Here is a 21,909-nt window from a genome sequence, read left to right on the forward strand (position 1 = left end):
ATCCCCTTTCCTTCCTAAGCTACTCTTCCACTCGGTTCAGATTTTTATCAGTGGAACGCGTTCTCCGTCCAGCCGCCGCGCGATGTTTTGGAAAGCGCGCGCCGCGCCGGTGTGCTTGACCGCAAAAATGCTTTTTCCACTATTGCCGCAGGAGATCAGGTCCTCGTCCTCCGGAACGACCCCCAGCAGCGGTAAGCCTGCTTCGTCCATCGCGTCGTCGATATTGCCCGCCTTGCCGCGGCAGATCAACTGCGGCCGGATGCGGTTAAGGACCATCCGGATCCGCGCGATGCAGTATTCTTCCTCCAGCTTGCGCGCGCACCGTTCCGCACCGCGAATGCAGGCGCGGTCGGTCGAGGTTACGACGACTGCCTGCGTAGAGATGTGCGCCAGCCACGACAACTCGGCGGGCAGCCCCGCAGGCCCGTCGATGAGGAGGTACTCGATTCCCGCCTCCTCCGCCTGCACGGCGAGCTGCTCCATGCCGCGCTCGCTGAGCGCGGGCAAAGCCACGGGCGCGGTCAGTAAGTATAGCGCTTCATAGTCCGGATGCCGCGCCATCGCGGTTTCCAGCGGCACCGCGCCGCCCGCCACATCGGCAAAAGAATACACCACCCTGTCCGACATGCCGAGCACGATATCCAGATTGCGGAGGCCGCAGTCGCCGTCGATCAGGAGCACGCGGTGGCCGCGCTGCGACAGCGCCGCGCCCACACCTGCCGTAAAGGAGGTTTTTCCCGTGCCGCCCTTGCCGGACGCAACCAGAATGACCTTCAATCTACCGCCTCCGAAATGATAAAACTATATTGACATTATAAACCACACATGTCGAATTTACAAGCGTTTATGCAAATTTTTTGTCACGCTTCCGCTTTTTTATACAGGATTTTATCAAGGTACGATCACATTTTCCTGCTGCACGGATTTCACCGTATCCACGTCGCCTGTCTGGAAGTAGGTATCCAGCATATCGCGCACGATCGGCGTTACCGATGAGCCGTGCTCCGCGCCCTCACCCACGACGCAGATCACGATTTCGGGATCGTCGAACGGGGCGAAGGCGATAAACAGGCCGTTGTCGAATTTTATCCCGTTTTCAATAGCCTCAGCCGTACCGGTCTTGCCGCCAACCTTGATCGGGTAGTCCGCGAACACGCTGCCCGCAGTGCCGCCCTCGTCGGTTACCTCGCTCATGCCGGTCATGACCAAATCAACCGTCGTATCAGACATCTCGATTGTATTTTTGACTTCCGCAGTTTCGCTCTTGACCACCTCGGAGTAGTCATAGCTCTTGACACTTTTGACCAAAGTGGGCCGATACAGCGTGCCGCCGTTGACCACGGCCGCGATATAATTGGCAAGCTGCAGCGGCGTGAAGCCGTTGTCCGACTGGCCGATCGCGGCCTGCACGTCGTCGCCGCCGAGCCAGTCCTGCAGCGTCGGGTCGGCCGCGACCATCTGCTCACGGTAGGTCGGTCCGGCCGCGCGGCCCGCCGCCTCGTCCACCTCTATTCCGGTCAGCATGCCCAGGCCAAACTTGGCGTCCCATCGTTCGAGCCGCTTGCCGGTCAGCTCCCGTCCCACAGTATAGAAGAATGTGTTGCAGGAATATTTAATCGCCTGCGTCACGTCGAGCGTCATGGGCTGGGAATGGTTGTTGCAGTGGAACGTCTGCCCGCCGTATTCGAACTCGCCCGTGCAGGTGATCGTGGTGTTCGCGTCAATGATACCCTCTTCCAGCGCCGCGATCGCGCTGAGTACCTTAAAGGTGGAGCCGGGTTCGTATACGCCCAAAGTCGCGCGGTTGAATTCCGGCGAGCGGGCGTCCTCGTTCCGCGCCTCCGCCTCCTCCACATAGTTTTCCAGGCTGTAGGTCGGATAGGAGGCCATCGCAAGCACCTCGCCCGAATTGGGGTCGATCGCGACCGCCGCCCCGCCCCGCCCATACTGCGCAAGGTTTTCCGCAAGAGACTCCTCGGCCGCGGCCTGCAGGTCGAGGTCGATCGTCGTGACCACGTTATCGCCCGGCTGGGGCGCGGCATAGGAGCTTGCCTGCTCGTTGACCGCTTGACCGCCCAGATCGGTCTGCACCGTGCTGGAGCCTGCCGTGCCGTGCAGGTACGGCTCAAGCGCCAGCTCCAGGCCGGTCTTTCCGGTGATATCGTTCATCTTATAGCCGGCCTTGCCCTGATACGGACCGCCGTATGCATCGCCGCTCCACTCCTCGGCCCACATCGTAGCCGCGCGGCCGAGCAGGTGCGCGGCGTATTCCGTATCATACTGCCGCACGGCCTGGCTTTCCACCTCAACTCCGGCGTAATCCTGATGGTGCTCCTTGATATATGCGATCAGGTCGATCGATATGCCGGTTGCAAATGTGAAATTCGTGCGGTTGTCAAAGCCGTTCTGCCGCATGGTATAATACAAGCCGACCAGCGTGCGGGTATCCGCGTCCGTCATCGTTTCCGGAAGCCCCCAGTTGCGGTCCAGATAGTCCCTCATCGCGCTAAGGAAGTCCGCGGCGGAAACCAGCGTGGTCGCATCCAGCGCGTTCACCTCGTCGATCACCTCGCCGGTTTCCTCATCCGTGCGCGGGTTCTGCTCCTGACGCGCTTTCGCGTCCGCGATCGCCTGCTGGACCGCGGTCAGGCTAAGCGTGTCCGCACTGTCCTTGATATATTTGGAAAGTCTGGCGCCATCGCTGGTCGCCGCATCCGTGGTATAGGCGTATGGGGCGGTATCGCTGATGGGCAGAATATCGTTCAGCTCGGCCGTACTCTCTGCCGCAGCGGCGGCGCCGTTCTCCGTGTCCGTATCGTCCCCGTCCCCGTTCTGCGCCGTGTTTGCCGCGGCGGCCGCCGCGTCCGCCTTGACCCGCGCCGCCAGATCGAGCAGGCGCGCCGCCTGCCCCTCCTGCTCCCAGGCCGAATAGACCAGTACCAGCGAAAACTCGGTTTTGTTCGTCACCATCGGCCGGCCGTACCGGTCGAGTATCTCGCCGCGCGCGGCGGAAACCGTCGAGGTGGTCGTCAGCCAGTACGCCGACTGGCGGACGTAATCCTCGCCGTTCACAAGCTGCAGCTGCACGAGCTGCCCGCCGGCCAACCCTGCACAGAGCAGCAGCAGGCAGGCCAGCGCCGCCAGCCGGCGCAGCAGTTGATTTTTGTTCACCATGGGATTCCTCTTTTCTGGCAGGGGTCAGCGCGCGGAAAATTTCCGGCTTATCTTGGCCATCGGGACGTATACCGCAAAGCACAGCAGGCTGGCGAGCAACGTGCCGCCGACCGTCTGCTGCAGCACAAGCCCGAACGGCGCGCCTTTCTGCGGCAGCAGGTAGCAGAAATACCGCAGCAGGTCGATCACGACCATCTCGACCGCGTTGAGCATCAGCATGGACACATAGTTCCGGCTGAGCGTCAGCCGGCTCATCGCGCCCGCAACCATGCCGAACAGCATGAAAAAGATGGGGTACAGCCCGTCGATGCCGGTAAAGCCCAGGTCGTACAGCAGCCCGACCACAACGCCCATAATAACGCCCTCCACCGGCCCGTCCAGCAGCGCGGCGGCCGCGACGAACGCGGGCAGCAGATCGAGGTGGTAACCTCGGATCGACCACGCCCCGAACAGGCTGGACTGCAGCGCATAAAACACCAGCGCGAACAAAATGTACAGGATCATCTTCGGGATGGATAACTGTTCTCTCTGCATAAGCTCACTCCGTAGTATCCGTAAAGGCGGTCACGACGGACACGTTCGTCACCGTTTCCACATCGACGAACGGCTTGAGGACCGCGTAATACGAGATGCCGTTTTCCTCCGGCAGGACGCTCTCGACCGTGCCGATCATCACGCCCTTGGGGAACACGCCGCCCGCACCCGAGGTCTCCACCGTATCGCCGATCACGATGCTGGCGTCCTCTGTCAGGTAGGACAGGCGCAGGCTGCCTTCCGCCATCAGGTCGTAGCTTCCTTCCGCAATCGCGCTGTCGCGCGTGCGGGTGATCAGCGCGCCGCACTGCATCTCGATATCGACGACGGTCGTGATCGTGCTGTAGTTGGGTGCGACCGCGCTGACATAGCCGACCAGCCCATCCTCGGTGATGACCGCGTCATTGACCTCTACCCCGTGCGACGAACCCTTGTCGAGCGTCAGCACGGTCGCCCAGTCGCCCGGGTTGCGGGCGATGACCTCCGCGTTGAGCGTGGTCAGTTCGCGCGCGCGTTCGGGCTGGCCCGCCTGCGCGCGCAGGCGGTTGTTCTCCTCTATTGCAAGCTGCGCGTCGCGCACGGTCTGCTCCATCTCACGGATCTGTCGGTGCAGCTCCTCATTCTCCGCCTTGAGCGCGTCGAATTCGGTAAAATAGCTCAGCCCTTTACCGAAAAAGCCGCTCACACCGGTCGCAAGCTTCTGGATCGGTGTGGCGACGATCCCCACTGCGGTCGTCACGGGCGACGGATTTCCGGTCACGCCGCTGTACAGTGCGGAAAGGATGCACAGCACGATCACCACGGCGACGCCGATGAAAAAACGCGAGCCCAGTCTGTTTCTTCTTCGCAAAAATCAAACTTCCTTTCTGATATCTCCCGTCCGGAACCCCTGTTCCAAACGAAAGGGCCGTGCCGCGTACCGCGCGGACAAAGCCCCCAACTGCGCAACCCCTGTTTGCGCGCCCACTTTTCCGGACGCGCGTCCCTATCCGGCGCGGAGCGCGCCCAGCCCGCGCAGTACCTCGTAAAGCGGCGCGACCGGCAGCCCCATGACGCTGTAATAATCGCCCTCGATCCCCGCCACCAGCAGCGCGCCGCGGCCCTGGATGCCGTAGGCGCCCGCCTTGTCCAGCGGCTCGCCCGTGGCGAGATAGGCAGCCAGCTCGTCCTCCGCAAAATCGCGGAAAGTAACGCGCGTGCGGGTGCAAAGCGTGCGCGCCGCGCCGTCCGGTGGCAGCACCGCAAGGCCGGTCAGCACCTCGTGCGTGCGCCCGCGCAGATGGCGCAGCATGTCGGCCGCCTGCCGCACGTCCGCCGGCTTGCCGAGTGGCAGGCCGTCAATGGTCACCATCGTGTCCGACCCGATGCACACCGCGTCCGGATGCATACGCCGCGCCGCCTCCGCCTTGAGGCGGGACAGGCGCACGACCTCCGCGTCGAGCGGCGCGCCCGGGCGCAGCGTCTCGTCCGCATCCACCGGATAGACGGTAAATTCCTTCGTAATCAGCGCCAGCAGCTCCCGCCTGCGCGGCGAGGCGGACGCCAGTATAATCCGCATTATTCGACTCCTCTTTTGTACAGGCCGTTGGTGAAATCCCCGTCCAGCGGCGTCCCGTCCAGGAACGCCCGCGCGATGCGCGCGCATTCCTCCGGCGGCTCCGTCGTGAACAGCAGCCGCGCGGTCTGCACGCCCAAGCGCTCATACGCCGCGCGCAGGTACAGCGGGCGACTGTTGAGCAGCGTGTTGCGGCAGCCGTATTCGGGCAGCAGCGCAAAGCGCGCCTTTCTCCGGTCTGTCAAACAGGTCGTACCCTCCCGACAGGCGCAGCGGCCGCCGTGCTGCCGGCGGATCGCACAGTTTTCGAAGATCATCAGCGGCAGATATCCATAAACTATCAGCTCGGTTTCGAGCGGCCCTTCCATATCGCGCGCCTGCGCCAGACGCACCTCAAACGAAAGCGTCTGCCGCGTCACGCCCATTTCCGCGAGCGCGTGCAGCGTTTTGCTGTTATAGGCGTTCAGGCCGAAATCGCCGTGTATCGTGAACCCCATGCGCCGCGCAAGCGCGACCTGCCCGATGTTGCCCACCAGCACCGTGCGGGTGCCGCGGCTCATCGCCTCGCCGAGCAGCATCTCCAGTTCGGGCTGCTCCGCGTCCGAAAACACGCGAGGCAGCACGGCGGGCAGGCCAGTCTCGGCCGCCACGCCGACCGGCGCGTAAACGGTTTCCAGTCCAAGGCCGCGGAGCGCCGCCGCCTGCGCCTTGGTGCGCACGGACGCGGTAAAGCCGCGGAAGCCTTCGCGCGACGCGCATTCCTCGTCCCGCCGTAGCAGAGGCCCTTCCAGCCAGTCGCGGGCGGGCGGCGTACCGCGCTTGGCAAGCAGCAGCGCAAGCGCGTCGCGCCGCATCCCGTTCATCACGGACGCCGGCACGGCCAGCCCGTCCTCCAGCTCGATGCGCAGGTTTTTGACATAAAACGGCGTCCCGCCGGTTTTCCGCAAGGACTTTTCCACCATCTCCGGCGTGGTCGGACGGTTGACCGCCCGCTCGGCCGGCGCCGCGGCGGAAACCCCGTCCGCGCTCAGCACCGCGCCGGTATCCACCCGCGCGGTAAAGCAAAGCGACACCGGAACGAGCGGCGCCTCCTTCCCCTCTGCAAAGCGGCGCGCCGCCTCGTCGTACAGGGACTGAACCTCCTGCAGCGGCACGTCGGTCTTGGTGCCGAACATCCCGTCGCCCTTTTTGCCGGTATAGTACCCGTCTGTAAAGCCATCGCGCGAAAACACCCGCCGCAGGATATCCCGCTCCCCGGGCGTGGGCCCGCGCCGCTCACGCAGCAGGCCGGCATAGATTCCGGTGACGATCGCCGTGTACTCCGGCCGCTTCATGCGCCCCTCGATCTTGAGCGAGGACACGCCCATCTCCGCCAGCTCGGCCACATGGCCAGCCAGCGCCAGATCCTTGAGCGACAGCGGGTAGCCGCCGCCATACGGCAGGCGGCAGGGCTGGGCGCACAGGCCGCGGTTGCCCGACCGCTGGCCGATCACCGCAGACAGGTAGCACTGTCCGGAATAGCACATGCACAGCGCACCGTGGACGAACACCTCGGTTTCCACCCCCGCCTGTTCGGTGATCAGGCGCACCTCGTCCCGCGTGCATTCGCGGCTGAGCACCACGCGCGAAAAGCCGATATCGCGCGCCTCCCGCGCGCCGTCCAGCGTGTGAACGGTCATCTGCGTGGAGGCGTGCAGCGCGAAATCCGGCGCGTGCGCATGAATCAGGCGCGCAAGGCCAAGGTCCTGCACGATCAGCGCGTCCGCGCCCGCTTCGTAGAGGAACCTTGCGTCCTGCAGCGCCGCGTCCAGCTCGCGGTCACCGGCAAGGATATTCAGGGTGATATTGGTCTTGACGCCCCGCGCGCGGCAATAGGCGATCGCCTGCGCCATTTCATCCTGCGAAAAGCCCTTCGCGCCCCGGCGCGCGTTGAACGTGCCGAAGCCCATGTATACCGCGCCCGCGCCCGACTGGACTGCGGCGCGCACCCCCTCCGGCGAGCCTGCGGGGGCCAGAAGCTCTATCCGGTTCATTTGCGTCGGTTTCCGGGGTGGTTCGCGCTGTTGCGGCTCACCTGCTGCCGCAGCGCGGTGTTTTCCGCTTCCAGCGCGCGGCACTTGGCCTCGGCCGCTTCCGCCGCGGTCTTGGCCTTGATATATTCATCCGCGAGGTTGACGGTCGCCAGCGCAAGCGCGCGTGTGGACGCGAACGACGCCGAGCCGCCGCACTCCGCGATGGTCTGCTGCGCCAGTTCCGCGACCTCGTTCATATATTCCACGGTCTCGTTGGCCAGCATGGTATAATGCTGCCCCGCGATCTGGATGGTCACGCGGTTTGCCATGACTGATCCCTTCCTTTCGCAAAATCGTTCAAAAGGCATAATTTGATAAAATATAGTATACCACAACAATTGACCTTTTGGAACAAAAAATATGCGCAAAGATAGCCGTCCGGCGGGTATATTTTTCTACGAACCGGTTTTTCCGGCAATTTGTAAAAGATTTTTGTTTGCCTTGTGTGAAGCCGCCCGCTGTGCTACAATAAACATGTATATAATAGGAAGCCAGCGGCGCGGCCCTGTCCGCCCTGCCGGAAACCGGAGGTCTTTTATGCTTAATATCAACGAGGTCCGGCGCATCGTCGTCAAGGTCGGCACCTCGACGCTGACATATGAAAACGGTAAGCTCAACATCCGCCGCATCGAGCGGCTCGTCCGCACCATCAGCGACCTGCAGAACCAGGGGTTTGAAATGGTGCTTGTGTCGTCCGGCGCGGTCGGCGTCGGCGCCGCCAAGCTCGGCTTGAGCGAGCGCCCCACCGAGCTGGCCATGAAGCAGGCCGCCGCTGCGGTCGGCCAGTGCGAGCTGATGCACATTTACGACAAAATGTTCCTGGAATACGGCATCAACGTGGCTCAGATCCTGCTCACGCGCGAAAACATTGTGGACGACGACCAGCGTGAAAACATCCACAACACCTTTACCGCCCTCATGCGCACCGGCGTGGTGCCGATCGTCAACGAGAACGACACGGTCGCCACAGCCGAGCTGAAGCATATTGAAAACTTTGGCGACAACGACACGCTTTCCGCGGTCGTCGCGCGTATGTGCGAGGCCGACCTGCTCGTTATTTTTTCGGATATCGACGGGCTGTATGATTCCGACCCGCGCAAAAACCCGCAGGCCAAGCTGATCCGTCACGTTTCCAGGATCGACGCGAAAATACGCCGCATGGCGGGCGGCGCCGGCTCGGCGCACGGCACGGGCGGCATGGCCACCAAGATCACCGCCGCCGAACTGTGCATGGACGCGGGCATCCCCATGCTGGTCGCCAACGGGGATAAGCAGGGTATATTATACGATATCGTCGACGGTAAGCCGGTCGGCACGCTTTTCGCACGGGAGGTTGCAGGACTATGACCAAGACACGCATCCGGTATCTGATCGCTTCTCTGATCGGCATCGCGGTCGGTTCGTTTTTCGGCCTGCAGGCCTATCTGCACGGCTGGCCGTGCTGACGCGGGGCCGCCGGCGCCCCCCTCTTTCCCCTGAGCACCCCCAGCGGATATAACGAGGGAGGAAGCCCGTTATGACAAAGAAAAAATCACGCCTCATCGCGCTGGTTATGCTGATAGCTGCCGCCGCGTTTTTCATCTATGCGCTGCACCATCCCGAAGCCTCTTTCCCTTGGAGCAACGCCGTTACCTACATCCTGTACGGCCTATACTTGATCGTGATGCTTGTTATGGCGGCCGCCCCTTTCAAAAAGAAATAAAACGATAAAACGAGGTGTAACCCATGCGACAACTGATGGACATTGCCGCGGACGCGCGCCGCGCCAAATACGCGGTCGCCAGACTCGGCACAAACGATAAAAACCGCGGCCTGCTCGCCATAGCGGACGCGCTGCTTGCGAATACCCGCGAAATCATCGACGCCAACCGCATCGATATCGAAAACGGCCGCGCAAACGGCCTCGTGGAAGGGCTGATCGACCGCCTGATGCTGGACGAAAAACGCATCGCCGGCATCGCGGAGGGCTGCCGCCAGGTCGCAGCCCTGCCCGACCCCATCGGCGAGGTGCTGTGGATGCGCAAAACGCCGAACGGCCTAAACATCGGGCAGAAGCGCGTACCTATGGGCGTGATCGGCATTATTTACGAGGCGCGCCCCAATGTCACGGTGGACGCGGCCGCGCTGTGCTTCAAGGCCGGCTCGGCGTGCATCCTACGCGGCGGCAAGGAGGCATTCCACTCCTCCATGTGCCTGACCCGTCTCATGCGTGCGGCGCTTGCCGGCGAGGGCCTGCCGGAGGGCGCCATCAACCTGGTCGAGGACACCTCGCGCGACAGCGCCACGCAGATGATGAAGCTGAACGGCTGGCTCGACGTGCTTATCCCGCGCGGCGGGGCGGGCCTGATCCAGTCGGTCGTCCGGAACGCGACCGTTCCAGTCATTGAGACCGGAACCGGCAACTGCCACGTGTATGTGGATGCGTCCGCCGACCTAGAGATGGCGCAGCGCATCCTGGTCAACGCCAAATGCCAGCGCCCGAGCGTATGCAATGCGGCCGAAAGCCTGCTCGTCCACAAGGACGCGGCGGCGCGGTTCCTGCCCATGGCGGCGGCCGGCCTCGCGCCGAGCGGCGTCTCCATCCATGGCTGCCCCCGCACCAGGGAGCTTCTGGGCGACGCCGTCTTCCCCGCCACAGAGGAGGACTACGGGCGCGAATATCTGGGATATGAGATCTCCTGCAAGGTCGTTGATTCGCTCGACGAGGCGATCGCACATATCAACCGCTACAACACCGGTCACTCGGAGTGCATCGTCACCCGCGACTACGAGGCTTCCCAGCGTTTTCTGGATGAGGTCGACGCGGCGGCGGTCTATGTCAACGCCTCCACCCGTTTTACCGATGGGTTTGAGTTCGGCTTCGGTGCAGAGATCGGCATTTCCACGCAAAAGCTGCATGCGCGCGGCCCCATGGGGCTGACCGCGCTGACCACCACCAAATTTATCATTTATGGAAACGGACAGATACGGTAATGGAAAAGGAATACAAATGGCGGGCGGACGAATGGGTATTGGGACAGGCGCTGCTCTGGGCCTCCTCCCGTATCGGCAGCCAAAGCCGCACCATCCATATGAAATCGCAGTATTTCGATACGGCGGACGGTCTGCTGCGCCGCAACGACGCCGCACTCCGTCTGCGCCGCGAAAACGACCGCAGCGTATGTTGCATGAAGCGGCGCAACACCAGCACTCCCGCCGGCATGCGCGCGCATGAGGAATACGAGTGCGACGCGCAGACGGTCGCGGAGGGACTCTCCGCGCTGCCCGACAAAGGCGCGCCGCGCGCGCTGTGCGAGCAGGCACTCGCCGCGCGCCTGGAAACGATCTGCACGGTCGACTTCCGGCGCTGCGCCATCCTGCTCCAGCAGGAGGACACGGTCTGCGAGCTTGCGCTGGACGAGGGCATGCTGCACCATAACGGGCGCTCCGCCCCCCTGTGCGAGATCGAGCTGGAATGGATCGCGGGCAGCGAGGAGGTTTTCCATGCGCTTGCCGCCGACCTTGCCGATTACCTCTCCCTGACGCCGGAGCCAGAAAGCAAGCTCGCGCGGGCCATGAAGCTGTGAACCGGCCTATCCGTCATTCATAACAATCCTTCCCCTGTTTTTGCGGTCCACTTTTATCTATATTGTCTATTTTTTGTGAAAACCGCAATTTCCCACCCTCATTCTTGCAAAAAAAAGCGAATCCATGTATAATAAAACATGAATTTTGGGAGGGTAATTATACATGAATATTGACAGCATCATCACACTCGTCGCGTTTGGCGTGTATCTGATCTTTATGATCTGCATCGGCATGTACTTTATGGGGAAAAACCGCACGACCAGCGAATATTTCCTCGGTGGCCGAAAGCTTGGCTCCTGGGTCACCTCGATGAGCGCGCAGGCCTCCGACATGTCGGGCTGGCTGCTGATGGGCCTGCCAGGGGCGGCCTATCTGTCCGGCATTTCGGCCGGCTGGATCGCCATCGGCCTTGCTATCGGCACCTATCTCAACTGGCTGCTTGTCGCAAAGCCGCTGCGCCAGTACACCAAGGTGGCGGACGACGCGATCACGCTGCCGCAGTTCTTCAAGAACCGTTTTAAGGATGAAAGCGGCATGATCTCGGTGATCGCCGCAATATTCATCCTGGTGTTTTTCCTGTTTTATACCGCTTCAGGCTTTGTCTCCTGCGCCAAGCTTTTTTCATCTGTATTCGGTATGCCCTATCTGGTGTCACTGCTGATCGGCGCGGTCGTCGTTATTTCGTACACCTTTGCCGGCGGCTTTTTCGCCGTGTGCTGGACCGACTTTTTCCAAGGCCTGCTGATGTTCTTCTGCGTCATCGCGGTACCCTCGATTGCCATCGGCTCGCTGGGCGGGCCGGCCGACTTTTTTGCGCAGGTCGATTCGTTTAACCCGAATTTCCTGAACCTGTTCGTGGATGGCGCGACCAATACGCCTTACACGGCCATCGGCATCATTTCGTTGATCGCGTGGGGGCTGGGCTACTTCGGCCAGCCGCATATTCTGATCCGCTTCATGGGTATCGAGTCCCCGAAAGCGATCAAAAAGTCCCGCCGCATCGCGACCGTCTGGGTTCTGATCTCGCTGACCGCCGCCGTACTGATCGGCGTTTCCGGCCGCATGTTCCTGGGCGACGGCCTGCTCGTCACCGCGGGCAATGAGGAGACCATCTACATCAACATGGTCACCCGCATCTTCCCCGTGTTCATCGCGGGCATCTTCCTGTCCGCCATTCTTGCGGCGATCATGTCCACCGCGGATAGCCAGCTCCTTGTTACCGCGTCTGCCATCACCGAGGACTTTTACCACAACAAAATACGCCCCAACGCCTCTGCCAAGGAGCTGATGTGGGTCTCCCGCGGCTGCGTTATGGTAGTCGCATTGATTGCCGTGCTGATCGCGACCAACCAGAACAGCACGGTACTCGGTCTGGTCGAATACGCGTGGGCCGGCTTTGGCTCGGCGTTCGGCCCGCTCGTGCTCTGCTCCCTGTTCTGGCGGCGCGCCAACAAATACGGCGCGTATGCGGGTATCATCGTCGGCGGCCTGGTCGACCTGTTCTGGGCGCAGATGTCCGGTGGCATTTTCGAACTGTACGAGATCGTACCCGGCTTTGTCTGCGGCCTGCTCGCCATCATCATCGTCAGCCTGGCGACGCCCGCCCCGTCCAAAGAGATCACGGACAAATTCGATTCCTACCGCACCTGTGAAGAATAATGAAGCGAATCCTCCGGCGCATCCTGTTTATTGGCGCGGCACTTGTGTTGGCGCTTGACGCCTGGCTTTACCTGCCCGGTTTTTTATCCGGTCCGCAGGAACTCACCGGCGAGACCGAAGTCCATTTTATCGACGTTGGCCAGGGAGATTCCATCCTGCTCCTGTCGGGTGGCCAGGCCGTGCTGGTGGACGCTGGCACAGCGGAAAGCGGCGATACCATCGTCCGCTATTTAGAGGAGCTTGGCGTGCAGGAGCTGTACGCCGTGGTCGCCACCCATCCGCACGCCGACCATATCGGCGGCATGGCGCGGGTGATCGAGGCATTCCCAATCGGACATTTCTTTATGGGACGGGAGACTGCCAACACCGCCACCTACGGCAGCATGCTCGACGCGCTGGAGGCGCGCGGCCTCCGTCCGACCGTCCCGCAACGGGGCGACATCCTGCCGTTTGATTCCGGTGCGTCGCTCACGTTCCTCGGGCCGGACGACGATGTATCGGACAGCGACCTGAACAACCGCTCCCTGGTCACGCTGTTCCAGGCGGGTGGCCGCAGCGTTCTCCTGATGGGAGACGCCGAGGCCGCGGCGGAACGCTCCCTGTTGAACCATTATCCACTTTTGTCGTGCGAGATCCTCAAGGTTGGGCATCACGGTGCAAACACTTCCTCCTCCGAGGAATTCCTGTGCGCGGTGCGGCCCTCGACCGCGGTGATTTCGTGCGGCGTGAACAACGATTACGGCCATCCCAGCCCGCAAACGCTGGAAAACCTGTCCCTCGCGGGTGTTGGCGACGTCCGCATCACAGCGGAAAGCGGCACGGTCGTCCTCCCGCTCGACCCACTACCATCAAGCAAGGAGAATGCTGCATGAAACAGACCGGTATCGTCGACCGCTTTGAAGGCGATTTCGTTGTCGTGGAAATCAACGACAAAATGGTCAATTTCCCCCGCGCAGAAACGCCTGCCATGCTCGCAGAAGGCATGGTCGTTATCGTGCAGGACGGCCGCATCATCGGCGTCGACCAGATCGAAACCCAGCGCATCGAGGACGATATGCGCCGCCGCTTCGAGCGCATCCTCGGCAAACAGACCGACGAATAACCCCAGAAACAAAGGAAAGGCGAAAACCAATGGAAAAGAAACCCTTTTTGACCCTTGAGCAGGTGCAGGAGATCGTAAAGACCCATCCCACCCCGTTCCACATCTACGATGAAAAGGCCATCCGCGAGAATGCCCGCAAGGTCAAGGCCGCGTTCGCATGGAACCCTAGCTTCAAGGAATATTTTGCCGTTAAGGCGACCCCGAACCCCCGTCTGGTCCAGCTCCTTCATGAAGAAGGCTTCGGCTGCGACTGCTCCAGCTATACCGAGCTGCAGCTGAGCCGCGCCTGCGGCATCACCGGCCACGATATCATGTTTTCCTCCAATGTGACGCCGGACGAGGATTTCAAGCTCGCCAGCGACTTGGACGCGATCATCAACTTTGACGATATCACCCACTTGGACTATTACGATAAGGTCGGCCAGTGGAAGGAAACCATGTCCTGCCGCTTCAATCCGGGCGGCGATTTTGTACTTGAAAACGAGATCATGGATACGCCGCAGGAGGCCAAGTACGGAATGACCCGCGAACAGCTGATCGAGGCGTTCAAGTATATGAAGGCCAAGGGCGTCAAGCATTTCGGCATCCATGCGTTCCTGGCCTCCAACACGGTGGCAAACGAATACTATCCCGCGCTGGCCCGCATCCTGTTCAAGCTGGCGGTCGAGGTCCGCAAGGAAACCGGCGTGCATATCGCGTTCATCAACCTGTCCGGCGGCGTGGGTATCCCCTACAAGCCGTGGCAGGAGCCGAACGATATCATGGCCATCGGCGAGGGCGTGCGCCGCGCTTATGAAGAGGTGCTCGCACCGGCGGGTATGGACGACATCGCGATCTATACCGAGATGGGCCGCTTTATTCTCGGACCTTACGGCGCGCTGGTCGCCCGCTGCATCCACCACAAGCACACCTACAAGGAATATGCCGGTCTTGACGCCTGCGCGGCCAATCTGATGCGTCCGGCGATGTACGGCGCCTACCATCACATCACCATCCTTGGCAAGGAGGACGCGCTGCACGACCGCACCTATGATGTGACCGGCGGCCTGTGCGAGAACAATGACAAGTTCGCCATCGACCGCAACCTGCCCCGTATCGATATCGGCGATTATGTGTATATCCACGATACGGGCGCCCACGGCTTCTCGATGGGCTATAACTACAACGGCAAGCTGCGCTCCGCCGAGCTGCTGTTGCGCGAGGATGGCTCGGTTGAGCTGATCCGCCGTGCGGAAACGCCAAGGGATTATTTCGCAACACTGGACTTCACCGGCCTGTTCGACGATATTCGGTAACAACAGCATATAAAAAGGGAGTGCGTGATACGCACTCCCTTTTTATATCCCCTTATCCGCGAGCAGCAGTACGACCGCCAGCGCCAGAAACAGGATAATCAGCGTCCGCAGCAGCCGAAGCAGCTTTGTCCGTTTCCCATCCTCGCGCAACCAGGCCTCGTCGGGCTGAGCAGGCTCCGCGATCGTTTCCGTCCCATCCGGTATATGGTCGATCAGCGGCACATGACAGGTATTGCACACGCTGAAGCCCTCGCGGAACTCCGCTTTACACTTCGGACACCACGGCATAGGCACTCTCCCCTTTACATACGGTTGGAAACCAAATACAGCAGCAGCAGCGCCACCGCGATCACGCCTGCCACCACGGGCAGCAGCTTGAACGAAGCGTTATCCTCCATAGGCTGCTCCGGCACCTGCATCGCCTGCTCCTCGGCCAGACGGGCCAGCTCTTCCTCATCAACCGGCGCCTCCGCAAAGCTGTGGTTCATTTCGTCGATCAACGCACGCGCGCGGGCGGTCTGGCTCGCATCGACTACAATCTCTACCCCGAAGCGCGCGTCCGCGCCGCTGTAAGCCTGTATCTGACGGAACGCCGCCGGCCGGTGGAGTACAACAATATCATTTTCGCGCAGCATGTCGCAGACCATTTCCGCTTCCAACCGGTTTTTGGCGGTGTAAACCGCGATTGGTTTCTCCATGCCATCCGGCAGGACGAATTCCTCCGGCTTCTTATTTTCCTCATTTTCCTCGGGCAGCGTATCCACCAGCGGCACCCGGCAGGTACTGCACTCCGTAAACCCCTCTCTGTATTCCGCTTTACATTTGGGACACCAAGGCATATCATATCCCTCCTTTTCCTTTATTGTAACACAGACCGCTCACTCTTTCCATATGAAAATCGGCAGCGGCGGGTCGTTCCGTCGGTTGAGCCAATCGCATGCCAGAACAGTGAACAATCGGTCATTTATCGACTTTAAGTGCGATAAAATCGCATTTTTCTCCTCATATCCGTTTTCTTTCCCATAATACAGCGCAAGCGCCATCACGCCGCCCTGCCGCAGCAGCGTCAGCCCCGCGTCGATCGCCGGAAGCGAGGAAGCGGCTGTGGTGAATATTTTTGCATCTCCGCCCGGCAGCCGGCCAAAGTTAAACACAATGCAGTCCACCGTCCCCGGCGCCGCATAGCGCGCCATATGCGCGTGACTGTCCTGCACGACCTCAGCGGTCAAGCCTTGCTCCGCCAGCAGCGCGCGCGTCTGCTCGACCGCAGCCTCCTGGATATCAAACGCGATCACCCGCCCGTTTTTTCCCGCAAGACGGCAAAGGAGCGCGGTGTCGCGCCCCTTGCCCGCCGTGGCATCGATACAGACCGCGCCCGGCTTCACCTGCCGCCGCAGAAAATCATGCACCACGTCCAATGTATTCATACTCTTATCCCTCCGCGATCCAACGCCCCGTTCTCATGAGCTATTGTACCACAGCGGAGTGAATTTGCAAACGCCTTACCGGTCCAGTATCTCGCCCGTGGTCGATACCACGACCACCTGCCACGGCATAAACTTGCCGCTGTTTTGCAGGGCTGTGCGCACCGCATGCTCGATACCGCCACAGCACGGCACCTCCATGCGCACCACCGTAACACTTTTGATATCGTTCTGCCGGATGATCTCGGTCAGCTTTTCACTGTAATCGCCCTCGTCCAGTTTGGGGCAGCCAATCAGCGTGATTTTGTTCCGGATAAAGTCCTGATGGAAATTTGCATATGCGTAGGCGGTGCAGTCCGCCGCTACCAGTAGGTGCGCATCCTGGAAATACGGCGCGTTGACGGGCGCCAGCTTGATCTGCACCGGCCACTGGCGGAGCTGGGAAACCTTCGGAACCGCGCCGTCTGCCTGCGGTGCGGCGAGACGGTCGATTGCGCGCGCATGGCTGCCCGGGCAGCCGCAGGCAAGCGGCTGTTGCGCCTCAGCTTTCGCGCGCAGGTTCTCCTGCACCGCCGCTTCGTCATAGGCAGCGGCCTCTCGCTCGACAAATGTGATCGCTCCTGTCGGACAGACTGGTAGGCAGTTGCCCAAGCCGTCGCAATAATCGTCCCGCAGCAGCTTCGCCTTTCCGTTTACCATGCCGATCGCCCCCTCGTGGCAGGCATTGGCGCACAAGCCGCAGCCGTTACACTTTTTTTCATTGATTTCAATAATTTTCCGTATCATATCCGTTTCCTCCTGATAGGTAACCTGTTCCGCGTCCGGACAAACCGGCGCATACTTGACTTTATGCTCCTATCTTACTATACTGGTAGCACACCGTATGTTGTTGTAACAACAAAACAGGAGGAAATATGGAAGCATCCGTATTAATGCACTGCCGCCTGTTCCAGGGTCTGCCGGAAGCAAAGCTTCCGCCGCTGCTGGAACAGCTGCACAGCTACCGCCGCTCCTACGAAAAAGGTCATCCGGTCTATCGGGTCGGGGATACGGCCCACGCGCTCTGCGTCCTGCTGTCCGGCGGCGTGACCATTGAGCGCGACGACGCCTGGGGCAACAAAACAATTCTGGACCATATCGGTCCGGGCGCCGTGTTTGCGGAAACCTACGCCTGCGTCCCCGGCACGCCTATGATGGTCAGCGCGGTCGCCGCCGAACCGTCCGAAGTTTTGTTCCTGCCCATGGATCACCTGCTCGCGCCCGCCGGTCGGGAGGACAGCGGGCGCGACATCCTGCTCCGCAACCTGCTCGATGTGACAGCGCGGAAAAACCTGACCCTGACGCGCAAAATCTTCCACACAACGCCGAAATCCCTGCGCGGCAGGCTGTTGTCCTATCTGTCCGCGCAGGCCGTGCAGAACGGCTGCGATACGTTCGATATCCCGTTCGACCGCCAGCAGCTTGCCGATTATCTCGGCGCGGACCGCAGCGCCCTGTCGAACGAGCTGAGCAAAATGCAGCGGGACGGGCTGCTCTCCTTCCGTAAAAACCATTTTGTCCTACACCGAAAATAAAAAGCGGCTGTCCGGTTCGGACAGCCGCTTTCCATTTGGAAAAGAGATCGTTATGCAAAAAATTTCATGATATTCGCGGTCAGAATACCGCCGCCCGTTCCGATGACATAGCCCATCAGCGCCATCAGAACGCCGACCGGCACCAGCGCGCCGGAATACGAGCCGGCCAGGATGGGCGCGGAGGCCGTGCCGCCGATATTGGCCAGCGAAGCAACGCCGCAGGTGAACATATCCAGCTTGAAGATTTTTGCCAAGGCAACCAGAATAATCCCATGTATTCCGAGAATCATAAAGCCGGAAATGATCCATACCGGTGCTTCCGTCAGCTCCAGCAGGCTTGCGCGGGACGCCAGCAGCGCGATGACCATGTACAGCAGTACATTGGACAACTCGGCCGCACCCGCGATCTTGCCGATCGGTGTAACCGCCGCAACCAGCGCAACCACCGTGACCACCAGCACCGTCCAGGTCGCCTTATCCAGCCAAGGTGCGACGCCGTTGATTGCTGCGCCAATGTTCTGCCCGATTGCGGAAACCAGCAGCGCGCCGCCGATCAGGAACAGCAGGCCGGCAAAGGTAATATGCTTATCCGCCTCTTTTTCTTCCGCTTCCAGGCGGGCGCAAACCTCGTCCAGCGTTGCGGTGGAGGCTTTGGTCCATTTGTTGAACTGCGGTGCGAACGAGATCGCCCAAAGCAGGAACATGACCCAGATGGAATAATCGATCGAGTCGATCACCAGTGCATACGCAAGATCCGCTTCTCCGATATGCAGGGCCTCAGATACGGCGACAAGGTTGCCCGATCCGCCCATCCAGCTGCCGCACAGCGCGCCCAAGGGCTTCCACGCTTCCGAACCGAGCTGTCCATGCATGATCGCGTAGGTTAGAATAAAGCCGATCGAAATCGAGATACTCGCCGCGAAAAAGCCGCCCAGCATGCGGGGGCCAAGCTTGAGTATCTTGCGGATATCGCAGCGCAGCAGCATCAGCACCAGCATGGCGTACAGGATATTATTTTTCAGCGCGCCATATGCCGCCGAGGTCGCCTCCATATCCCACGCCCCTGCGGTACACAGCAGCATCGTCAGCAAATACAGCAGCACGACCGGCGGGATAAACTTGAAAAACTTCCATTTGGTCAGCTTTTCCGCACCCACCAGCACTGCAGCCAGAAATGCCAGCACCGCAAAGTAAGTAAAACCGTTTGTTATCATAGGTTTCCTCCCTCATTTCTTTTTCATTCTCTTTTCCCACCTGCGCCGGCTCCGCACGCCTTGACAGATGACAGTAATAGTATACCGTATCCCGCGGCTTTTTGCAAGATAATTACAAGCAAACTGCACAGATGGGTTTGCAAATTCCCGTTTTATCCTGTACAATATGATATAGAACCGTTAATAAGCCGTTAATAACCAAAGGAGGAATATAAATATGGACTTTAAGCCCTATATCCGCGCGCATGCGGACGAGCTGCTGCAAAGCCTGGCCGCCCTCATCCGCATCCCCAGCGTCGAGGGAACGCCCGAGGCGGGCGCACCCTACGGCCGAGAGGTCGCGCGCTGCCTGCACGAAACGCTCGCGCTGTGCGAGCGCCTGGGCTTCCCCACCGTGAATATGGACGACCGCGTCGGCTGGTGCGAATACGGCAAGGGCGAGGAAATGATCGCCGTGCTCGGCCATTTGGACGTTGTGCCTGCCGGCGACGGATGGAACGCCGCCGCGCCGTTCTCCGGCGAGGTCAAAGACGGGCGCATCTACGGCCGCGGCACGATGGACGACAAGGGGCCGACCGTGGCCGCGCTGTACGCACTGGCAGCGCTCAAGGACGCGGGCTTCATCCCCTCCCGCCGCATCCGCATTCTGTTCGGCACGAACGAGGAGACCGGCTGCGACGATATGGCGTGGTATCTGGCACATGGCGGCGAAACGCCGGTCATGGGCTTCACACCGGACGGCGAGTACCCGATCATCAACGGGGAAAAGGGAATCATGAACTGCGTCTACTCCCGCAGGCTGGAGCAGACCGGCCCCTGCCGCCTGCTCCGGTTCGAGGGCGGCACAGCCGCCAACGTCTCCCCTGCCTATGCGATGGCCGAGCTGGCCTGTCCGGCCGACGCGGCAGCGCGCATCCAGGCCAGCAAGGTCACGGTGACGCCGATCGAGGGCGGCATCCGCGTAGAGGCGCAGGGCGTATCCGTACACGGCTCCACGCCCGAGCAGGGCGAGAACGCCATCGGCCGCCTTGCGCTAGCGCTTACCCAGCTCCCACTCGAGGGCGAGCTGGCCGACTGCATGGCGTTCCTGGCCGGACGTATCGGCATGGAAACGCACGGCGAATCCCTCGGCCTTGCCATGCGCGACGACCTTTCGGGCGACTTGACAGTCAACCTCGGCGTGGCGGCCTTTGCGGAGGAAACGCTGTCGCTCACGCTTTCCGTGCGTTATCCGGTCACCAAAACCTATGACGGCGCGCATCCCCGCATGGAGCGCGCCTTCGCGCTCGGCGGCTTCCACGAGACAAAAATGAAGCACAAGGCCGCGATCTATATGCCGCCGGAAAGCGAGCTGATCCGCAAGCTGTCCCAGGTGTACGAGGAGCAGACCGGTGAAAAGGCGGTCCTGAAATCCATCGGCGGCGGCACCTACGCCAAATCCATCCCCAATCTGGTCGCGTTCGGCCCGATCTTCCCCGGCGACGAGATACGCGAGCACAAGCCGGATGAATATATGGAGGTCGAGCGCCTCATCCAGAACGCGGAGATCATCGCGGCGGCAATGTACGAGCTAGCCCGCTGACCCGCCCACACACGACTATGTCAAAAGGAGCTGAACCAGTATGAAGATTACCAATATCCGCCTGGGGCGCATTTCCGTCCCGCTGCGCGTGCCGTTCAAGACTGCGGTGCGCTCGGTCTCCTCCGTCGAGGACGTGATCGTTGAGATACACACGGACACCGGTGCGGTCGGTTACGGTGAGGCGCCCCCGACCGGCGCGGTCACGGGCGATACCGCAGGCGCGATCATCGGCGCGGTCCGCGACCATATCGCCCCCACCCTGCTCGGCCGCGAGGTGGACGATTTTGAAAACCTGATGCTCGCCCTGCAGGGCTGCATCCTGAAAAACACAAGCGCCAAGGCCGCGGTCGATATGGCGCTCTGGGACCTGTACGGCCAGCTTTACCACATACCAGTATACAAGATGCTCGGCGGCAGCCGCAGCCAAATCGTGACCGATATCACCATCAGCGTCAACGATCCGGAGGAAATGGCGCGCGACGCGCGCAACGCCGTTGACCGCGGGTACGACTGCCTCAAGTGCAAGGTCGGCAAGGACGCGCCGCTCGACCTGCGCCGCTTGCAGGCCATCCGCGCCGAGGTCGGCCAAGGCATCAAGCTCCGCATCGACGCCAACCAGGGCTGGAAGCCCAAGGAGGCCGTGCGCATCCTCGGCCAGATGGAGGACGCCGGTCTGGATATTGAATTTGTCGAACAGCCGGTCGCGCAGCACGACCTGACCGGCCTGAAGTATGTGACCGACAACGTTTCCATTCCGGTCATGGCGGACGAAAGCGTGCAGGGGCCGGCCGACGCGCTGACCATCATGCAGATGCGCGCGGCCGACCTGGTCAACATCAAACTGATGAAAGCCGGCGGCCTGTACAACGCGCTCAAGATCGCGTCCGCGGCCGAGGTATACGGCGTGGAGTGCATGCTCGGCTGTATGCTGGAGGCCAAGGTCAGCGTCAACGCGGCCATCCATCTGGCCTGTGCCAGGCAGGTGATCACCAAAATCGACCTGGACGGTCCGGTGCTTTGCACCGAGGATCCCATCCTCGGCGGCGCGGTGTTCCATGAAAAGGACATCACGGTTTCCGACGAGCCGGGGCTGGGCATCAAGGGGGTTGAAAAAATCACCTATCTGGACTGATTACATAAGCCCGCGGCACCGGAAG

The 21,909-nt window shown here is 61.2% G+C and carries 23 protein-coding genes; 11 read left to right on the forward strand and 12 right to left on the reverse strand.

The window, feature by feature from the left end:
- Positions 1-36 precede the first annotated feature (36 nt).
- From H8S45_RS04045 to H8S45_RS04075, 7 genes are all read right to left on the reverse strand, one after another.
- The gene (locus H8S45_RS04045) at positions 37-777 is read right to left on the reverse strand and encodes a nucleotide-binding protein (protein WP_107630865.1); all 741 of its coding nucleotides are present in this window, start codon (positions 775-777) and stop codon (positions 37-39) included.
- Positions 778-891: 114 nt separating this feature from the next.
- Complete coding sequence (locus H8S45_RS04050) at positions 892-3,174, reverse strand: penicillin-binding transpeptidase domain-containing protein (protein ID WP_054326839.1); 2,283 nt, start codon at positions 3,172-3,174, stop codon at positions 892-894.
- Positions 3,175-3,198: 24 nt separating this feature from the next.
- Complete coding sequence (mreD, locus tag H8S45_RS04055) at positions 3,199-3,708, reverse strand: rod shape-determining protein MreD (RefSeq protein WP_054326838.1); 510 nt, start codon at positions 3,706-3,708, stop codon at positions 3,199-3,201.
- A gap of 4 nt (positions 3,709-3,712) precedes the next feature.
- On the reverse strand, positions 3,713-4,558 hold the full coding sequence (mreC, locus tag H8S45_RS04060; RefSeq protein WP_107630868.1) for a rod shape-determining protein MreC: 846 nt from the start codon (positions 4,556-4,558) through the stop codon (positions 3,713-3,715).
- A 135-nt stretch (positions 4,559-4,693) separates the two neighbouring features.
- Positions 4,694-5,266, reverse strand: coding sequence for a Maf family protein (locus tag H8S45_RS04065; protein ID WP_147573960.1), 573 nt, complete (start codon positions 5,264-5,266; stop codon positions 4,694-4,696).
- A complete protein-coding gene (locus H8S45_RS04070) occupies positions 5,266-7,296 on the reverse strand; it encodes a U32 family peptidase (protein WP_147573959.1) in 2,031 nt (676 codons plus the stop codon). Before H8S45_RS04070 ends, H8S45_RS04065 begins: the two co-directional genes overlap by 1 nt.
- Entirely contained in the window at positions 7,293-7,604 is a 312-nt protein-coding gene (locus H8S45_RS04075; protein WP_054326835.1) for a cell division protein ZapA, read from the reverse strand. The genes H8S45_RS04070 and H8S45_RS04075 overlap by 4 nt, the downstream gene beginning before the upstream one ends.
- A 268-nt stretch (positions 7,605-7,872) precedes the next feature.
- Between H8S45_RS04075 and proB the strand changes: the two genes are divergently transcribed.
- From proB to H8S45_RS04115, 8 genes are all read left to right on the forward strand, one after another.
- Positions 7,873-8,682, forward strand: a complete 810-nt coding sequence (proB, locus tag H8S45_RS04080; protein WP_054326834.1) for a glutamate 5-kinase — start codon at positions 7,873-7,875, stop codon at positions 8,680-8,682.
- Between the two features lie 169 nt (positions 8,683-8,851).
- Positions 8,852-9,037 (forward strand): hypothetical protein, encoded by a 186-nt coding sequence (locus H8S45_RS04085; protein ID WP_054326833.1) that lies wholly within the window; start codon positions 8,852-8,854, stop codon positions 9,035-9,037.
- Positions 9,038-9,060: 23 nt separating this feature from the next.
- Positions 9,061-10,308, forward strand: a complete 1,248-nt coding sequence (locus tag H8S45_RS04090; protein ID WP_054326832.1) for a glutamate-5-semialdehyde dehydrogenase — start codon at positions 9,061-9,063, stop codon at positions 10,306-10,308.
- Entirely contained in the window at positions 10,308-10,901 is a 594-nt protein-coding gene (locus H8S45_RS04095; protein WP_054326831.1) for a CYTH domain-containing protein, read from the forward strand. The genes H8S45_RS04090 and H8S45_RS04095 overlap by 1 nt, the downstream gene beginning before the upstream one ends.
- 163 nt (positions 10,902-11,064) lie before the next feature.
- Positions 11,065-12,561 (forward strand): sodium/proline symporter PutP, encoded by a 1,497-nt coding sequence (gene putP, locus H8S45_RS04100; protein WP_107630872.1) that lies wholly within the window; start codon positions 11,065-11,067, stop codon positions 12,559-12,561.
- The gene (locus tag H8S45_RS04105; RefSeq protein WP_147573958.1) at positions 12,561-13,433 is read left to right on the forward strand and encodes a ComEC/Rec2 family competence protein; all 873 of its coding nucleotides are present in this window, start codon (positions 12,561-12,563) and stop codon (positions 13,431-13,433) included. The genes putP and H8S45_RS04105 overlap by 1 nt, the downstream gene beginning before the upstream one ends.
- The gene (locus H8S45_RS04110; RefSeq protein WP_054326829.1) at positions 13,430-13,663 is read left to right on the forward strand and encodes a DUF3006 domain-containing protein; all 234 of its coding nucleotides are present in this window, start codon (positions 13,430-13,432) and stop codon (positions 13,661-13,663) included. Before H8S45_RS04105 ends, H8S45_RS04110 begins: the two co-directional genes overlap by 4 nt.
- A gap of 29 nt (positions 13,664-13,692) precedes the next feature.
- A complete protein-coding gene (locus H8S45_RS04115) occupies positions 13,693-14,958 on the forward strand; it encodes a diaminopimelate decarboxylase (RefSeq protein WP_054326828.1) in 1,266 nt (421 codons plus the stop codon).
- 42 nt (positions 14,959-15,000) lie between these two features.
- Here H8S45_RS04115 and H8S45_RS04120 read toward each other — a convergent pair whose 3' ends face one another.
- From H8S45_RS04120 to H8S45_RS04135, 4 genes are all read right to left on the reverse strand, one after another.
- Positions 15,001-15,246, reverse strand: a complete 246-nt coding sequence (locus H8S45_RS04120; protein ID WP_054326827.1) for a hypothetical protein — start codon at positions 15,244-15,246, stop codon at positions 15,001-15,003.
- A gap of 14 nt (positions 15,247-15,260) precedes the next feature.
- Positions 15,261-15,797 (reverse strand): putative signal transducing protein, encoded by a 537-nt coding sequence (locus H8S45_RS04125; RefSeq protein WP_054326826.1) that lies wholly within the window; start codon positions 15,795-15,797, stop codon positions 15,261-15,263.
- Between the two features lie 39 nt (positions 15,798-15,836).
- Positions 15,837-16,385, reverse strand: a complete 549-nt coding sequence (locus tag H8S45_RS04130) for a class I SAM-dependent methyltransferase (RefSeq protein ID WP_054326825.1) — start codon at positions 16,383-16,385, stop codon at positions 15,837-15,839.
- A gap of 75 nt (positions 16,386-16,460) precedes the next feature.
- The gene (locus tag H8S45_RS04135) at positions 16,461-17,168 is read right to left on the reverse strand and encodes a 4Fe-4S binding protein (RefSeq protein WP_054326824.1); all 708 of its coding nucleotides are present in this window, start codon (positions 17,166-17,168) and stop codon (positions 16,461-16,463) included.
- 128 nt (positions 17,169-17,296) lie between these two features.
- Here H8S45_RS04135 and H8S45_RS04140 point away from each other — a divergent pair, with 128 nt between their 5' ends.
- A complete protein-coding gene (locus H8S45_RS04140; RefSeq protein ID WP_054326823.1) occupies positions 17,297-17,956 on the forward strand; it encodes a Crp/Fnr family transcriptional regulator in 660 nt (219 codons plus the stop codon).
- A 50-nt stretch (positions 17,957-18,006) separates the two neighbouring features.
- Here the strand turns inward: H8S45_RS04140 and H8S45_RS04145 are convergent, their stop codons facing one another.
- Positions 18,007-19,170, reverse strand: coding sequence for a DUF819 family protein (locus tag H8S45_RS04145; RefSeq protein ID WP_054326822.1), 1,164 nt, complete (start codon positions 19,168-19,170; stop codon positions 18,007-18,009).
- Between the two features lie 217 nt (positions 19,171-19,387).
- Here H8S45_RS04145 and pepV point away from each other — a divergent pair, with 217 nt between their 5' ends.
- Both pepV and H8S45_RS04155 read left to right on the forward strand, forming a co-directional pair.
- Positions 19,388-20,752, forward strand: coding sequence for a dipeptidase PepV (gene pepV, locus H8S45_RS04150; RefSeq protein WP_107630878.1), 1,365 nt, complete (start codon positions 19,388-19,390; stop codon positions 20,750-20,752).
- A gap of 40 nt (positions 20,753-20,792) precedes the next feature.
- Positions 20,793-21,884: a dipeptide epimerase gene (locus tag H8S45_RS04155; RefSeq protein WP_147573957.1), complete on the forward strand. Its 1,092-nt coding sequence runs from the start codon at positions 20,793-20,795 to the stop codon at positions 21,882-21,884.
- Positions 21,885-21,909: the final 25 nt, after the last annotated feature.

This window comes from Agathobaculum faecis, from assembly GCF_014287995.1.
GTDB classification, from domain to species: domain Bacteria; phylum Bacillota; class Clostridia; order Oscillospirales; family Butyricicoccaceae; genus Agathobaculum; species Agathobaculum ammoniilyticum.

Bases quoted from the DNA above. Each gene is read 5' to 3' on its own strand.
- pepV (WP_107630878.1), top strand. From the start codon at position 19,388: ATGGACTTTAAGCCCTATATCCGCGCGCATGCGGACGAGCTGCTGCAA.
- H8S45_RS04120 (WP_054326827.1), bottom strand. From the start codon at position 15,246: ATGCCGTGGTGTCCGAAGTGTAAAGCGGAGTTCCGCGAGGGCTTCAGC.
- H8S45_RS04125 (WP_054326826.1), bottom strand. From the start codon at position 15,797: ATGCCTTGGTGTCCCAAATGTAAAGCGGAATACAGAGAGGGGTTTACG.
- H8S45_RS04110 (WP_054326829.1), top strand. From the start codon at position 13,430: ATGAAACAGACCGGTATCGTCGACCGCTTTGAAGGCGATTTCGTTGTC.
- H8S45_RS04105 (WP_147573958.1), top strand. From the start codon at position 12,561: ATGAAGCGAATCCTCCGGCGCATCCTGTTTATTGGCGCGGCACTTGTG.
- H8S45_RS04140 (WP_054326823.1), top strand. From the start codon at position 17,297: ATGGAAGCATCCGTATTAATGCACTGCCGCCTGTTCCAGGGTCTGCCG.
- H8S45_RS04095 (WP_054326831.1), top strand. From the start codon at position 10,308: ATGGAAAAGGAATACAAATGGCGGGCGGACGAATGGGTATTGGGACAG.
- H8S45_RS04085 (WP_054326833.1), top strand. From the start codon at position 8,852: ATGACAAAGAAAAAATCACGCCTCATCGCGCTGGTTATGCTGATAGCT.
- H8S45_RS04135 (WP_054326824.1), bottom strand. From the start codon at position 17,168: ATGATACGGAAAATTATTGAAATCAATGAAAAAAAGTGTAACGGCTGC.
- H8S45_RS04065 (WP_147573960.1), bottom strand. From the start codon at position 5,266: ATGCGGATTATACTGGCGTCCGCCTCGCCGCGCAGGCGGGAGCTGCTG.
- H8S45_RS04090 (WP_054326832.1), top strand. From the start codon at position 9,061: ATGCGACAACTGATGGACATTGCCGCGGACGCGCGCCGCGCCAAATAC.
- H8S45_RS04130 (WP_054326825.1), bottom strand. From the start codon at position 16,385: ATGAATACATTGGACGTGGTGCATGATTTTCTGCGGCGGCAGGTGAAG.
- mreD (WP_054326838.1), bottom strand. From the start codon at position 3,708: ATGCAGAGAGAACAGTTATCCATCCCGAAGATGATCCTGTACATTTTG.
- H8S45_RS04075 (WP_054326835.1), bottom strand. From the start codon at position 7,604: ATGGCAAACCGCGTGACCATCCAGATCGCGGGGCAGCATTATACCATG.
- H8S45_RS04145 (WP_054326822.1), bottom strand. From the start codon at position 19,170: ATGATAACAAACGGTTTTACTTACTTTGCGGTGCTGGCATTTCTGGCT.
- putP (WP_107630872.1), top strand. From the start codon at position 11,065: ATGAATATTGACAGCATCATCACACTCGTCGCGTTTGGCGTGTATCTG.
- proB (WP_054326834.1), top strand. From the start codon at position 7,873: ATGCTTAATATCAACGAGGTCCGGCGCATCGTCGTCAAGGTCGGCACC.
- H8S45_RS04155 (WP_147573957.1), top strand. From the start codon at position 20,793: ATGAAGATTACCAATATCCGCCTGGGGCGCATTTCCGTCCCGCTGCGC.
- H8S45_RS04115 (WP_054326828.1), top strand. From the start codon at position 13,693: ATGGAAAAGAAACCCTTTTTGACCCTTGAGCAGGTGCAGGAGATCGTA.
- H8S45_RS04070 (WP_147573959.1), bottom strand. From the start codon at position 7,296: ATGAACCGGATAGAGCTTCTGGCCCCCGCAGGCTCGCCGGAGGGGGTG.
- H8S45_RS04050 (WP_054326839.1), bottom strand. From the start codon at position 3,174: ATGGTGAACAAAAATCAACTGCTGCGCCGGCTGGCGGCGCTGGCCTGC.